12 protein-coding genes and 1 pseudogene are annotated in these 14,151 nt (G+C 64.1%); 12 read left to right on the plus strand and 1 reads right to left on the minus strand.

The window, feature by feature from the left end:
* Positions 1–239: 239 nt before the first annotated feature.
* On the minus strand, positions 240–1,997 hold the full coding sequence (locus WBB14_RS11415) for a PHA/PHB synthase family protein (RefSeq protein WP_021249554.1): 1,758 nt from the start codon (positions 1,995–1,997) through the stop codon (positions 240–242).
* A gap of 337 nt (positions 1,998–2,334) precedes the next feature.
* On the opposite strand from WBB14_RS11415, the gene WBB14_RS11420 reads away from it, so the two are divergent.
* The 12 genes and pseudogenes from WBB14_RS11420 to WBB14_RS11475 form a co-directional block, all read left to right on the plus strand.
* Positions 2,335–2,943 carry a TetR/AcrR family transcriptional regulator gene (locus WBB14_RS11420; RefSeq protein WP_021249553.1) on the plus strand — a complete coding sequence of 203 codons (609 nt, stop codon included), beginning with the start codon at positions 2,335–2,337 and terminating at the stop codon, positions 2,941–2,943.
* 67 nt (positions 2,944–3,010) lie between these two features.
* Complete coding sequence (locus tag WBB14_RS11425; RefSeq protein ID WP_021249552.1) at positions 3,011–3,430, plus strand: hypothetical protein; 420 nt, start codon at positions 3,011–3,013, stop codon at positions 3,428–3,430.
* A 27-nt stretch (positions 3,431–3,457) separates the two neighbouring features.
* Entirely contained in the window at positions 3,458–4,498 is a 1,041-nt protein-coding gene (gene hlyD, locus WBB14_RS11430; RefSeq protein ID WP_226466833.1) for a secretion protein HlyD, read from the plus strand.
* A 1-nt stretch (position 4,499) separates the two neighbouring features.
* Positions 4,500–6,275: an ATP-binding cassette domain-containing protein gene (locus tag WBB14_RS11435; protein WP_021249550.1), complete on the plus strand. Its 1,776-nt coding sequence runs from the start codon at positions 4,500–4,502 to the stop codon at positions 6,273–6,275.
* Positions 6,272–7,441, plus strand: coding sequence for an ABC transporter permease (locus tag WBB14_RS11440; protein WP_021249549.1), 1,170 nt, complete (start codon positions 6,272–6,274; stop codon positions 7,439–7,441). The genes WBB14_RS11435 and WBB14_RS11440 overlap by 4 nt, the downstream gene beginning before the upstream one ends.
* 4 nt (positions 7,442–7,445) lie before the next feature.
* Positions 7,446–8,564: an ABC transporter permease gene (locus tag WBB14_RS11445; protein ID WP_028840145.1), complete on the plus strand. Its 1,119-nt coding sequence runs from the start codon at positions 7,446–7,448 to the stop codon at positions 8,562–8,564.
* Positions 8,561–10,099: an efflux transporter outer membrane subunit gene (locus WBB14_RS11450; RefSeq protein ID WP_424239921.1), complete on the plus strand. Its 1,539-nt coding sequence runs from the start codon at positions 8,561–8,563 to the stop codon at positions 10,097–10,099. The genes WBB14_RS11445 and WBB14_RS11450 overlap by 4 nt, the downstream gene beginning before the upstream one ends.
* Before the next feature lie 20 nt (positions 10,100–10,119).
* Entirely contained in the window at positions 10,120–10,329 is a 210-nt protein-coding gene (locus WBB14_RS11455) for a YgaP family membrane protein (RefSeq protein WP_017244801.1), read from the plus strand.
* A gap of 7 nt (positions 10,330–10,336) precedes the next feature.
* Entirely contained in the window at positions 10,337–11,749 is a 1,413-nt protein-coding gene (locus WBB14_RS11460; RefSeq protein ID WP_424239922.1) for an MBL fold metallo-hydrolase RNA specificity domain-containing protein, read from the plus strand.
* Entirely contained in the window at positions 11,746–12,612 is an 867-nt protein-coding gene (locus WBB14_RS11465; RefSeq protein WP_226466837.1) for a TIGR00730 family Rossman fold protein, read from the plus strand. The genes WBB14_RS11460 and WBB14_RS11465 overlap by 4 nt, the downstream gene beginning before the upstream one ends.
* A gap of 5 nt (positions 12,613–12,617) precedes the next feature.
* Complete coding sequence (locus WBB14_RS11470) at positions 12,618–13,811, plus strand: lipid A deacylase LpxR family protein (protein ID WP_226466839.1); 1,194 nt, start codon at positions 12,618–12,620, stop codon at positions 13,809–13,811.
* A gap of 50 nt (positions 13,812–13,861) precedes the next feature.
* Positions 13,862–14,151, plus strand: a pseudogene (locus tag WBB14_RS11475) (cytochrome c); the annotation flags it as partial.

Consider the following 14,151-nt stretch of genomic DNA (forward strand, 5'->3'; position numbering starts at 1 on the left):
AGCATGCTGCCAGCGCTGAGCTGTTGCATGGCTTCCAGCCAGTGATGGCCGCTTTCTTGCAGCAAACGGGTGATCTGAAGCTGCAGTTCGGCATTGGCCTTGTAAAGTTGGATGGGCAGTTCACTGTTCATTTCATTGCTCCACGGTCATTAGATGCCCCATTAGGGCGGGTATGGGCCATCCCGCAGGAGTGTCCCGGTCGAAGTCGGGTGGCTGAATTGAGGCCTCGGGGCGTCATGTCATCGCATTGCCACATAGGTTCCCGGCGCATCACCAAGCGGTGTTTGCGTGCCGCTCATCGCAGGCGGCGTCACACGCCCGGTCGAGCGCCGCGCCAGCCATTGCTGCCAGGCCGGCCACCAGGAGCCCTCGTTCAGTGGGGTTTCGGCGCGCCATGTTTGTGGATCAACGTAGCGGGCGCCGGTGCTGCGAGTCGCCATCTGGTAGCTGCGCCGCGGGTGCCCCGGCTCGCTGACCACGCCGGCGTTGTGCCCGCCACTGGTGAGGACGAAGGTCAGCTCCGCATCACTGAGCAGGTGCATCTTGTAGACGGATGGCCAAGGGGCGACGTGATCGCGCACCGTGCCGACGATGAGCATCGGCGCTTCGATGTCGGCGATCGCCACCGGCCGTCCGCCGACCTGGTAGCGCCCCTCGGCCAGATCGTTGTTCAGATACAGGCGCCGCAGGTACTCGCTGTGCATGCGATATGGCATGCGCGTCACGTCGGCGTTCCAGGCCATCAGGTCATTGAACTGCTGGCGTTCGCCCAGCAGGTACTCGCGCACGCGGCGGGACCAGATCAGGTCGCGCGAGTTGAGCATCTGGAAAGATGCGGCCATCTGCTTGCCGTCGAGATAGCCTTTGTCCCACATCCCGGCTTCTAGCCAAGCCAACTGGCTGTCGTCGATGAACAGTGCGATTTCGCCCGACTCGCGGAAATCGGTCTCCGACGCCAGCAACGTCAAGCTGTGCAGCCGATCATCGCCGTCGCGCGCCATCGCAGCAGCGGCGATCGTCAGCAAGGTGCCGCCCAGGCAATAGCCAACCGCCTGCACCTTGCGCTCGGGCACGATGGCCGTGACCGTGTCCAGCGCATCCATGACCCCCAGCCACCGGTAATCCTCCAGGCCAAGGTCACGATCGACCACGGTCGGGTTCTTCCATGAAATGATGAACACCGTGTGCCCTTGGTCGACCAGGTACTTCACCATCGAGTTGTGTGGCGACAGGTCTAGGATGTAGTACTTCATGATCCACGAGGGCACGATCAGCACCGGCTCGGCATACACATCGGGCGTCGTGGGTGTGTACTGGATCAGCTCGATGAGGTGGTTGCGGAACACCACCTTTCCCGGCGTGACCGCCACGTCCTTGCCAACCTCGAAGCCTTCGACCCCGGCCGGCGCATCCTCAAGCGCGAGACGCTGCGCATCGTCGAAGAAGTTCATGGCGCCGCGCCACAGGTTGGCGCCGCCGCTGGCTCTGATGGCTTCCAGCACTTCCGGATTGGTCCAGACGAAATTCGAAGGCGACCACATGTCCAGCCACTGCCGCCCCGCGAAAGTGACCATGTTCTCGTGATGGCGCGACACGCCACGCACGCCGGTGGTGGCGTTGTGCCACCACTGCTGCTGCAGCAAGAACCCTTGGTGAATGACGTTGAACGGCCACTGCTGCCAGGCCGGAGCCGCGAAGCGCCGATCCTGCTCCAGCGGTTCGATGCACGTTGGGCAGCCCTGAGCGCTTGCAGCGTGCGCGGCGTAGCGCGCCAGGCGTTGCTGCTTGTGCAGCCCTTTTTCGATCAGGCTGCGCTGCTTGCCCGGTGAAAGGCTCAGGTGCAGCGCCCAGTCGTACCAAGCCAGCAAACCCGCAGCCGGCGACAGCCCGCCAGTGGCGCGCGCCCGCCAGGCGTTCGCCAGCGTATCCAGGACATCGGGGTGAAAGATTTCGGATGGTGCCGGCACGGACTTGTCAGACGTGGCAAGGGGGTTCATGTTTGATCATCTCATTTAGCAAGTGACTTATTACTATCTTATCGCTTGCAGGAAAAGATGCAAGCCTTGCTGGCCATGTGGGATGAATTTCCACTGGCGCCCCGGCGAATCAACTTCCCGCACCCTCAACGAACTAGCCGACTTGTCAGTCGAATGCCTCGTCAACCGCTTGAATGGCGCGCTCGCTTCTTGAGATTCATCAAAGTCGGTCGTTGAGCGCACCGGATGGACAAGAGCTGGCCCTTACCGCAACAGCCTGTCTGCTTTCTGATCTTGCGTCCTGGTTAATTTGCGTGTTAGGATAGTAATAGGTCACTTACTTTATGGAGTCTGAGCGATGAGCGAACGTCCTCAATATCTGTCCGCCGAAGAGCGGCGTGCAGCCACGGTGCAAGCCGTGGTCGACTTGGCAGCGGAGCAAAACCCGGCCGATATCACGACCACGGCCATCGCCGATCGAATGGGTTTGACGCAGGGCGCGTTGTTTCGTCACTTCCCTAACAAGGACGCGATCCTGGAGGCAACGATGACCTGGGTCGGCGAGCGTCTGCTGGTACGCGTGGACAAGGCGGCCGAAGGCGCTAAGTCACCTGCCGCGGCGCTCGAAGCCATGTTCATGGCGCACATCGACTTCGTGGCCAAGCATCCCGGCGTGCCGCGCATGCTGTTCGGAGAGCTGCAGCGCTCCGGCGAGACACTCGCCAAGCGGATGGTGCAGACCTTGATTCGTCAATACGAACAGCGCCTGCGCCGTTTGATGGAAGCCGGCAAGGTGCAGGGCGAGTTGGATGCGGATCTGAATGTGGATGCCGCCGCCGTGTTGTTCATCGGCACGATCCAGGGACTCGTCATGCAGTCGCTGCTGGCCGGCAAGGTCAGTCGCATTCGGCGAGACGCGCCGGGCGTGTTTGCCATCTATCGGCGTGGCATCGAAAGCACCAAATGAAGGATCCGTCTGCTCCGCAAGCGCGACTGCGACCTCCAAACCCTTCGATAAATCGGGAGCAACAAACATGACGGCACACAGCGGACGCGCGATCTGGATGCGTGTGATTTCCTTGATTGCCATCGGATTTGGCCTGCTGACCCTCCAGGAAGGTGGCGCAGTGCTGTTTGTCGACGGTGCGGCGCGCCAGGCAGCCGGCCACTATGTGCCGTTCGTGCTCTGGTTCAATTTTCTGGCCGGTTTCGCCTACATCGTCGCGGGCGTTGGCTTGTGGATGCGCCGGCGCTGGGCTATGTGGTTGGCGGTTGCCATCGCGGTGGCGAGTGCGCTCGTGTTCCTGGCTTTCGGAGTGCATGTGGTTCTGGGTGGCGCCTGGGAGCGGCGGACGGCGGCGGCCATGACGCTGCGCACGCTGGTGTGGGCGGGCATAGCGGCCATGGCTTGGCGCCGGTCAGCGGCGAATGTGCCGACCGCGCGCGAGCACTGAACATATTTATCTAGCGGAAACCCTTCAATGACCACTCCAAACCTCTCCATCAAAAAAATTCGTTGGGCCGTGATCGCTGTCGTCGTGATCGCTCTTGGCGGCGCACTGGCGTTCTGGCTATGGCGCGACCGTAACAAGGAAGATGCGTTGCGCCTCTACGGCAACGTAGACATCCGCGAGGTGCAACTGGCCTTCCGCCAGCCCGGGCGCGTGATGCAGATGGCTTTCGATGAGGGTGATGCCGTCCGCGCCGGCGCGCGCCTGGCCGCGCTCGACGCGCAACCGTATCGGGACGCCCTTGTGGCGGCACAGGCCCAGGTGCAGGTGGCGCAGGCGGAACTGGCCAAGCTGCGCCGTGGCCTGCGGCCGCAGGAGATCACCCAGGCGCGCGAGGCGCTTAAGAAAGCTCAGGCGCTCGTCACCGAGGCCGAGCGCAATCTTCAGCGCCAGAGCGGCCTGCTGGCATCGGGCGCCAGCAGCCAGCGTACGGTCGATGCCGCCCGCACCGCAAGGGATCAGGCCGCCGCGGGCGCCGAAGCAGCCAAGGCCGCCTTGTCGCAAGCAATCGAAGGTTTTCGCAAAGAGGACATCGCCGCGGCAGAGGCTCGTCTGGCGGCCGCGCAGGCAGCAGCAGCGCAAGCCACTACGTCCCTGGCGGACACCGAATTGACGTCGCCCAGCGACGGAACCGTCATCGCGCGGGTGCGCGAACCCGGCAGCATGGTCGCGAGCCAGAGCACGGTCTACAGCCTGAGTCTGGATAAGCCTGTGTATGTGCGCGCCTACGTGGGTGAGCCGGATCTGGGGCGCATCGCGCCCGGCACGGCGGTGCGCGTCAAGAGCGATTCTTCGGAGAAGGTCTATCGCGGCCAGATCGGCTTCATCTCGCCGCGCGCCGAGTTCACGCCCAAGACGGTGGAGACAACGGACTTGCGCACGGATCTGGTCTATCGCCTGCGCATCGTCATCGACGAAGCCGATGCCGACGCCGCCTTGCGCCAGGGCATGCCGGTGACGATAGCGGTCGATGCCAAACCAGTCTCTGGCGCGCGCGTGGGGGAGCGTTGAGATGCAGGCGAACACGGCCATGGCCACCACGCCTACAAGCGCCAGCGCCGATAACGCCGCCGTCGTCATCGAAGGCCTGAACAAGCATTTTGGCGACGTAAAGGCCCTGCGGAGCTTGAGCGCACGCATCCACTATGGGCGGCTGACGGGACTGGTCGGCCCCGATGGCGCCGGTAAGACGACGCTGATGCGGATTCTGACCGGGCTCCTGGTGCCCAATGCTGGCCGTGTCACTCTGGCCGGCTTCGACGTGGTCAAGGACAACGACGCGATCCACGTCGCCAGCGGCTACATGCCGCAGCGCTTCGGCCTGTACGAAGACCTGTCGGTGATGGAGAACATGCGGCTGTATGCGCAGTTGCGCGGCATGGATGCGGATCGCAACGCCGCGCTGTTCGCCGAATTGCTGGATTTCACGCGCCTCGCGCCCTTCACCAAGCGCCTGGCCGGCAAGCTCTCCGGCGGCATGAAACAAAAGCTCGGCCTTGCCTGTGCGCTCATGGCGCGACCCAAGGTGCTGCTGCTGGACGAGCCTGGAGTCGGGGTGGACCCGGTCAGCCGCCAGGATTTGTGGCGCATGGTGCAGGCCCTGACCGATGAGGGCATGGCGGTGGTCTGGTCCACCGCCTATCTGGACGAGGCCGAGCGTTGCGAAAGCGTGCTTCTGCTCAACGAAGGCCAGTTGCTCTTCGACGGCCCACCGCAAGAGCTGACCGCGCAGCTCAAAGGCCGGAGCTTCCGTCTCGAAGATGTCGGCACCGAACGCCGAGCAGTCCTGACGAAAGTCCTGGATTTGCCCAGCGTCAGCGATGGTGTGATTCAGGGCGCTGGTGTCCGCGTGGTGCTGCGCGAGGGCGCGACCGTGCAGGACGTACAACAGCTGGCGGATCAGGCCCAAGTGCGCCTGGCCCAAGTGCCGGCCCGCTTCGAAGACGCCTTCATCGATCTTCTCGGCGGCGGCCCCGGCGGTACATCGCAGCTCGCCGAGCGCCTGTCGCCGGTCGAGCTGGGTTCCGACATTGCGGTGTCTTGCCGCAATCTCACCAAGCGCTTCGGCGAATTCACGGCCACCGACAACGTCAGCTTCGAAGTGCAAAAGGGTGAAATCTTCGGCCTGCTTGGGCCCAATGGCGCCGGCAAATCCACTACCTTCAAGATGCTGTGCGGCCTGCTCAAGCCCACTGCGGGCGAGGCGCAAGTGGTGGGGCACGATCTGCGCCGCGCCACCGGCGCAGCCAAGAGCCGACTCGGCTACATGGCGCAGAAGTTCTCACTCTACGGCCTGCTTTCGGTGCGGCAGAACCTGGAATTTTCGGCCGGCGTCTACGGGCTGGAAGGTGAAACCCGGCGCGAACGCATCGAGGAAATGATCGCCACCTTTGATCTGGGCGGCTGGCTGTCCTCGACACCCGATTCCCTGCCGCTGGGGCACAAGCAACGCTTGGCATTGGCCTGCTCGCTGATGCACAGGCCCCCGGTGCTGTTTCTGGACGAACCCACTTCAGGGGTAGATCCCATCACCCGGCGCGAATTCTGGACCCACATCAACGGCCTGGCGCGAAAGGGCGTGACCATCATGGTCACCACCCACTTCATGGACGAGGCCGAGTATTGCGACCGCGTGGCCATGCTGTCGCGCGCGCGCCTGATTGCGCTGGACACGCCCGACGCACTCAAGCGGATCGCCATCAGTTCGGAACGTCCTGATCCGACCATGGAGGATGCCTTCATTCATCTGGTGGAGTCCGCCGAACGTGAAATGGAGGTCGCCAAATGAGCGTCGCTGCACCTCACAAAAATGCGGATAGCACCGCGCAGGCTGATTTGCGCCGTTTCGACCTGCGGCGCCTCATCGCTCTGGTCACCAAGGAAAGCTACCAGGCGCTGCGCGATCCCTCGACGCTGCTGATTGCGTTCGTGCTGCCTGTGGTGTTGCTGCTGCTGTTCGCGTATGCGGTGTCGCTGGATGCGAAGAATGTCCGTGTCGGCGTGGTGCTGGAGTCGCCCGGCGCTGCGGCGCAAGAGCTTGCGGCGGCCTTTGCCGGTACGCGCTTCCTGGATGCCTATTTCGCCCATGACCGGCGCGAAGTGGCCGATCAACTGATCTCCGGCGACCTGCGCGGCTACGTGGTGATCCCGCAGGACTTCGAGCAGCGCCTGGCGCAGCGTGGCAGCGAACCGCTGGTGCAGATCATCACCGACGGCTCCTACCCCAACACCGCGAACTACGTCGAGAACTATGCGCGCGGCGTGGTCCAGACCTGGCGCGCCGGGCTCGATGTCGCGGCGCCGCCGCAGGCCGTAGTGCTGGAGCCGCGCTACTGGTTCAACCCTGAGCTGGAAAGCCGTCAAGCGCTGATTCCCGGAGCCATCGCCATCGTCATGACCATCATCGGCACCATGCTAACGGCGCTGGTGGTGGCGCGCGAATGGGAGCGCGGAACCATGGAGGCGGTGCTGTCCACACCGGCCTCGGTGGCCGAAATCCTGATCGGCAAGCTGCTGCCGTACTTCGTGCTCGGCATGCTGTCCACGCTTGGCGCCGCGGCGCTGGCGGTGTTCGTGTTCGGCGTGCCGATGCGGGGCTCGCTGGCAGCGCTGCTGCTGCTGTCGGCGGTGTTCATGGTGCCGGCGCTGGGCCAGGGTCTGCTGATCTCGTCACTGGCGCGCAACCAGTTCCTGGCGGCGCAGATCGCGCTGTTCTCGGGCTTCCTGCCGGCTTTCATGCTGTCGGGCTTCCTGTACGAGATCGACGCGATGCCCGCACCGATCCGGGCCATCACCCGGGCGGTTCCGGCGCGCTACTTCGTCGATTCGCTCAAGACAGTGTTCCTGGCCGGCGACATCTGGGCCGTCTTCCTGCCCAACCTGGCGGCCATGGCGGCGATCGGTGCGCTGTTCTTCGTGATCGCCAAGCGCGCCACGCGCAAAAACCTGGAGTGAACCGATGTTCTTCGCTGCATTCTCGTTCACCCGCCTGCGCGCCCAGTTCATCAAGGAAGTGCTCAGCGTGCTGCGCGACCCGCGCAGCCGCATGGTGGTGTTCGCGCCGCCCATCCTGCAACTGCTGGTCTTCGCCTTTGCCGCGACGCTGGAGGTGCGCAACGTCGACATTGCCGTCTACAACCAGGACGCCGGGCGTTGGTCACACGAACTGGTGCAGCGCCTCGACAGTGCCCGCTTCATCACCCACGTCCGGCATGTCGACAGCCAGCTGCAGCTGCACGAACTGATCGACCGCGGCGAGGTGATCGCCGCGCTCGCTATTCCCGTCGATTTCTCGCGCGCCATCGCCGCCGGTGACAGCGGCCGCGCGCAGGTGCTGGTCGATGGCCGGCGCAGCAACTCGGGCCAAATCACTGTGGCCTATCTGTCCACCATCGCTGCTGAGGTCGGCGCTGAGGTCGTGCCCGACGCGCAAGCGCCGACGCCGGTCGTCGTGCGCCACTGGTTCAATCCGAACCTGGTCTATCGCTGGTACATCGTGCCCGGCCTCACGGGCATCCTGGCGCTGTTCAGTTCGTTGATGATCACCTCGTTATCGATAGCGCGCGAACGCGAGCTCGGCACCTTCGACCAGTTGCTGGTGTCGCCCACCTCGACGCCGGAAATCATCATTTCCAAGTCCCTGCCGGCGCTGGCCATCGGCACGCTACTGGGCCTGTTCATGATCAGCGCGGGCGTCTTCCTGTTCGGCATCCCGTTCACGGGCTCGTTCGCGCTGCTGCTTGCCAGCCTGGTGCTGTTCATCGCCTCAGTGGTTGGCATCGGCCTGATGATTTCCGCCGTCAGCATGACCCAGCAGCAGGCCATCCTGGGCGCGTTCGCCGTCGGTATTCCGGCGGTGCTGATGTCCGGCTTTGCCACGCCTGTGGAAAACATGCCCGTCGTCCTGCAATGGCTGGCTCAGGCCATTCCGCTGACCCACTTCCTGATCATCGTCGAAGGCAGCTTTCTCAAGGCCATGCCGACCGGTGACATTCTCGCCAGCCTGTGGCCGCTGGCGGTCATCTCCCTCGCCACGTTGACCATGGCCACCGTATTCGTCCGAGGACGCCTGCAATGAAATCCAAGACCCGCACACCCTTTCTTCGCGCAACCGCCACCGGCCTGACCCCTGGGCGCGTACGTCCCCTCGCGCTGGCACTGTCCTGCGTGCTGCTGACTGCCTGCGCAACCGTGGGCCCCGACTACCGCGAGCCACCGCCGGTCGACATCGGCAGCGGCTGGACTCTGCCGTTGGCAAGCGCATCCCAATCCGCAGACTTAAGCCAATGGTGGTCTGCACTGGATGATCCCGTCCTCGATCGCCTGATGGTCACGGCGCTGGCACAGAACCTGGATCTGCGCCAGGCTGCGGCACGCATCGATGAGGCGCGCGCCCTGCGCGATCGTGTGGCCGGCGAAGCATTACCCACCGCCGCCGCTGGCGCGAGCGTCAACCGGCGCCGTCAAAGCGAGAACGGCCCTTTGCCCGTAGGCTCCATCCCCGGTCTTGACGCCACGCAGACCATCTACGACGCGGGCTTCGACGCGGCCTGGGAGGCCGACTTGTTCGGGGCCAAGCGGCGCGCCCTGGAAGGCGCCAGCGCCCGCCTGCAGGCGACCGAAGCCGAGGCACAGGGCGTACGCATGCGCATCGTGGCCGAGGTCGCGCGCACCTGGTTCAACGCCGTCGGGGCCCGCTATGAGTTGCACGCACAACAGGCCACGCTGGACACGCTGCAGCAGACTTGGGAGTTGGTGCGCCTGCGGCATGCGCTGGGCGACGCGTCGGCCGCCGATGTAGAGGCAGCGTACGCCCAATGGACGGCAGTCAACGCGCTCATCCCGGATATCGAGGCGCGCCAGCGCGCCGCGGTGCTCAGCCTGGGCGTGCTGCTGGGCGCACCGCCGGAGCGGGAGTTGGCACTGCTTGATGGCCCCTTGGCGCCGAGCACGCTGCGGGCGCTGCCGGTGGGCGAGCGCGCCGACATGCTGCGCCGACGCCCCGACGTGCTGGCCGCAGAACGACGCCTGGCGGCAAGTTCCGCCGACATCGGCGTGGCCACGGCCGAGCTGTTTCCCAAACTCTCCATCGGTGTGGGTGGCGGGTTCCAAGCGCTCAGTACGGGCGATTGGTTCGATGCCTCCAGTGCGCGCTTCTCCATCCTGCCGATGATTTCCTGGCGCCTGTTCGACGGCGGCCGCGTGCGAGCCGAAATTCGGGCACGCGAGGCCGCCGAGCGCCAGGCTGCGCTGGCCTATGAGCAGGCCGTGTTAGCGGCGCTGGGCGACGCCGAACGCGCGCTGGTCGACTACCACGGCGGGCTGGATACTTTGGCGCGCCGCGGCATGTCACTGGATGCGGCGCGCACCAGCTACGGCCACGCCAGGACGCGCTACGCGGCAGGCGACATCGCGCTGGTCGAACTGCTGGCCGCCCAGCGCAGCCTGCACGAGGCCGAAACCGCAGCCGCGCGGGCACATACCAACGCCGCCGTGCAATTGGTGGCGCTGTACAAGGCCCTTGGTGGTGGCTGGGACGTATCCACGGCGGCACCGACCGCAACCCATTCGCTTCGTGGCGCTACCGCCCCCCTCGCGTTTTCAAGCCGTTGACTCAACACAAGGAGACCGTCATGCAAATCAACGTTGGAAGTCTCGACCGCATTGTCCGCATCGTCGTCGGACTGGTTCTGCTCAGCCTCCCGCTGTGGCTGGATTCATCCTGGCGTTGGCTGGGACTCATCGGAATCATGCCCCTCATCACCGGCCTGGCTGGCCGCTGTCCGGGCTACCGTCTGCTTGGCCTGAGCACTTGCCCGATACAAAAGAAAAAACCGGAGTGAGCATCCCATGAAACTGCATTTTCTGGGCGCTGCGCGCGAAGTCACCGGGTCGTGTTTCTTGGTGGAAGGGCTCAACGTACGCTTCCTGGTGGATTGCGGCATGGTTCAGGGCGGCCGCACGGCGGCGGCCCGCAACCATGAGCCATTCCCGTTCGACCCGGCGTCGATTGATTTCGTGCTCCTGACCCATGCCCATATCGACCATAGTGGGCTATTGCCAAAACTCACGCGCGCCGGGTTCAAGGGGGCCATCTACGCCACTCCCGCCACGGTTGATCTGCTGGGCGTGATGCTGCCCGACAGTGCCCACATCCAGGAGAGCGATGCAAAACGCAATGCGCAGCGACTCCGCGGAAAGGACGCACTGCCGCCTCTGTATACGCTGCAGGATGCCAGCGACTGCTTGCAGCAGGTGCGAGGCATCGAATACGACCGGGAGTTCGCGCCCCGCGTCGGGGTGCGCGCCCGTTTCCGCGATGCCGGGCACATTCTTGGGTCGGCCATCATCGAGGTCTGGGTCACCGAATATGGCTACCCGACAAAGCTCGTTTTCAGTGGCGACCTCGGCCAACCGGCGCGCCCGATACTGCGCGACCCGACAACCATCGAGGACGCCGACATCCTCGTCATCGAGTCCACCTACGGCAACCGCCAGCACAAGGATTTCTCGGCGACCGAAGAGGAAATGATCGGCATCGTCGAAAAGACATTGTTCGAACGCGGCGGCAATGTCATCGTTCCGGCCTTCGCGGTCGGCCGAACCCAGGAAATCCTTTATCACCTGCACCGACTCACCTGCGAGGGGCGGCTGCGGCAACCGAAGGTATTCGTCGATTCGCCAATGGCCACGCAGGCCACGCGCATCACGCGAGAACATCTCGAATTGTTCGACGAACAGGCGAAACGGTTGGTAGGATGGCACGCGCGCGGCGAGAACCTCCCATACCTGAGTTTCACAGCGAGCGCTGAGGAGTCCATGGCGCTGAACCGGATCCGCTCCGGGGCCATCATCATTTCTGCCAGCGGCATGTGCGATGCGGGGCGTATCCGGCACCACCTGCGCCACAACTTGCCGCGCCGGGAATGCAGCATCTTGTTTCCCGGTTTTCAGGCGCAGGGGACGCTTGGTCGGCGCCTGATCGAGGGTGCCGAACGTGTACGCATCTTCGGTGAGGACATCCCGGTACGTGCGGCGATCCACAGCGTGGACGGCCTCTCCGCGCATGCCGACCAGAAGGCGTTGCTGGATTGGGCTCGGGGTTTTGTTCAACCCCCGGCGCAAACCTTCGTGGTGCATGGGGAACTGTCCGCCGCGCAGGCCTTCGCCGAACTCTTGCAACAGCAACTCGGCTGGCAGGTTACGGTGCCCGAATATGGTCATGTGCTGCGCTGGCCGGATTTTCTGGCGGTCGAGCGATGACCCCGTCGGCAAATCCTGACGAGCGCCTGCGCGCCATCCTCGATTCACCCACTTACCGCCTCGCATACGAGGACATCGACTTGCTTGGCCAGGAAGAACTGCGGCCATTGCGGCTGCAGCTCGAACTGCTCAAGCCCGAACGCATCCTGCACGAACAAGGGATCCATTCGACGGTGGTGGTCTTCGGCAGTGCCCGCGTAAGCGACGCCGAAACCGCGGCTGCGCGCCGCGACACGCTGGAGCGACAGACACGCGCCGCGCCGTCCGATGCCAAGCTGGCGCGGGAACTCGCCCAGGCCCGACGCAGGGTGGATCAAGCGCGCCACTATGAGCAGGCGCGACGCTTCGCAAGCCTGATCTCGGCACGATTTCAGCAGCAGAACCGCCGTGACTTCGTCGTCGTCACTGGCGGCGGGCCGGGCATCATGGAGGCGGCCAACCGTGGTGCCTTCGAGGCTGGCGCACGCTCGATCGGCCTCAACATCACGCTGCCGCACGAACAAGCGCCGAACCCTTATATGTGTCCGGAGCTGGCGTTCCGGTTTCATTATTTCGCGGTGCGCAAGATGCATTTCCTGCTGCACGCAAAAGGTTTGGTGGCCTTCCCCGGCGGCTATGGAACGCTTGATGAGCTGTTCGAGGTGCTGACCTTGATCCAGTCCGGCAAGATGAAGCGGATTCCGGTGATTCTTGCGGGGCGCGCATTCTGGCGCCGCGCCGTCGATTTTGATCTTCTGCTCGACGAAGGCTATGTATCACCATCGGATCTCGACTTGTTCACCTGCGTGGACGAAGCCGAGGAAATCATCGACGCCCTCGAACGCTTTTACGTCGATCGGGCAGTGGATGGCGGGCCAGCGTGATGCGGATGGGCAAGCAGAATGCGCGCCTGCGCGGCACCAAGACGCCGCGGCCGATATGGGCCGCCACCGCGTTGCTGCTTGTCGGCGCGGCGCTCGGTTCCAACGCTGCCCGCAGCGCGGAACTCCCGCTCTCGATTGATCTTTCCCACTGTCCGCCCGAGCAATCCCTGCGCTGGAGGGGCGGGACCTTGCGCCTGGAGAACGATTTGTTCACCGGCACCGACCGCAACTACACCAATGGGGTGGCGTTGACCTTGGTGTCGCGCGATCTGCAAGGTGCGCTCCGCCCGGAGTGCCTGCCCCGGCCGATCGGTTGGTACGCCCGTTTCATCGGTTGGGCTGATCCCGAGTTCTGGCGAGACTCCGGCGCCCAGGCATCGTCGCAAAACCTTGTCGTTCGCTTTGGCCAGTCTATGTACACACCCGAGGACAAGACGCGTACCGATCTGATTGCCGACGATCGGCCGTACGCTGGTCTGCTCTACCTGGGCCTGGCGTGGAATCGCCGAATCCACCCACAGGCTGCCAGCTATGAAATGCTGGACGTACGCGAACTAACCCTGGGCGTGATCGGCCCCTGGTCGCTGGCAGAGAAGTCGCAGGATCTGGTGCATCGGGTGCGTGGCATCGAGCGATTTCGCGGCTGGGACAACCAGTTGCGCAACGAGCCTGCGTTCCAGATGGCCATGGAGCGCAAGTTCAAGTCGTACACGGAGGGTGCCGTCCAGCCAGGATGGGACAGCGACGTGATCGGCAGCTATGCCCTGCGGATCGGAAACATTGAAACCGCGGCCAGCACCGGCTTGGAATGGCGGGCCGGCTGGAACATTCCGAACGACTTCGGCAGCTATCCAATCCGCCCTGGCGCGGAAAACCGGCCACCTTCAGCGGTTGCCGATTTGCGCACGACAACACCGCAATCGGCCTTGGCGCCCAAACCTGGCGCGCATGTCTTCCTGAACCTCGAGGCCAAGGCGGTCGCCTGGGACTTCTCGCTCGACGGAAACCTGTTTCGCCACAGTCACCACGTCAGCCGTCGGCCCTGGGTCGTTCAGGCGGCCATCGGCATCAGCAGCCAATGGATTGTTGCCGGGCACGGCGTGCGGCTTGCAGTCATGCGCGTCTGGAGAACCCGCGAGTTCGACCAGCAGATCGGCCGCCACGCCTTCGGATCGATTGCCCTGAGCATCGAATTTTGAGCATGCCAGCCACCATCAGCCCGTTTGCAAAACATTCATCAACGACCCCCATGGAGAATCCCGTGAGCCACCCCTTGAACACCCGCTCGCTTTTCACAGTCGCCTTGTCCGTGGCCTTGGCCATTACCGCAACAGGACTTGGCGCACAGTCCGTAGAGGCCACGAAACCAATGGCACTGCGCACCGTCATGGAGAAGCTTGGCCGTGACATGCAAGCCGTCACTGGCGCGATTTCCAAGGAAGAATGGGCGCTGGTCGCCGAGTTGGCGCCAAAAATCGCCAAGCACGCCGAACCGCCCCTTTCGGAAAAGATGCGCATCCTCGGCTGGCTTGGCACTGA

Source organism: Achromobacter sp. (assembly GCF_049647645.1).
Classification (GTDB): Bacteria; Pseudomonadota; Gammaproteobacteria; order Burkholderiales; family Burkholderiaceae_B; genus Achromobacter.

Coding starts and splice junctions, on each gene's coding strand:
- WBB14_RS11415 (WP_021249554.1), bottom strand. CDS start 1,997: ATGAACCCCCTTGCCACGTCTGACAAGTCCGTGCCGGCACCATCCGAA.
- WBB14_RS11420 (WP_021249553.1), top strand. CDS start 2,335: ATGAGCGAACGTCCTCAATATCTGTCCGCCGAAGAGCGGCGTGCAGCC.
- WBB14_RS11425 (WP_021249552.1), top strand. CDS start 3,011: ATGACGGCACACAGCGGACGCGCGATCTGGATGCGTGTGATTTCCTTG.
- hlyD (WP_226466833.1), top strand. CDS start 3,458: ATGACCACTCCAAACCTCTCCATCAAAAAAATTCGTTGGGCCGTGATC.
- WBB14_RS11435 (WP_021249550.1), top strand. CDS start 4,500: ATGCAGGCGAACACGGCCATGGCCACCACGCCTACAAGCGCCAGCGCC.
- WBB14_RS11440 (WP_021249549.1), top strand. CDS start 6,272: ATGAGCGTCGCTGCACCTCACAAAAATGCGGATAGCACCGCGCAGGCT.
- WBB14_RS11445 (WP_028840145.1), top strand. CDS start 7,446: ATGTTCTTCGCTGCATTCTCGTTCACCCGCCTGCGCGCCCAGTTCATC.
- WBB14_RS11450 (WP_424239921.1), top strand. CDS start 8,561: ATGAAATCCAAGACCCGCACACCCTTTCTTCGCGCAACCGCCACCGGC.
- WBB14_RS11455 (WP_017244801.1), top strand. CDS start 10,120: ATGCAAATCAACGTTGGAAGTCTCGACCGCATTGTCCGCATCGTCGTC.
- WBB14_RS11460 (WP_424239922.1), top strand. CDS start 10,337: ATGAAACTGCATTTTCTGGGCGCTGCGCGCGAAGTCACCGGGTCGTGT.
- WBB14_RS11465 (WP_226466837.1), top strand. CDS start 11,746: ATGACCCCGTCGGCAAATCCTGACGAGCGCCTGCGCGCCATCCTCGAT.
- WBB14_RS11470 (WP_226466839.1), top strand. CDS start 12,618: ATGGGCAAGCAGAATGCGCGCCTGCGCGGCACCAAGACGCCGCGGCCG.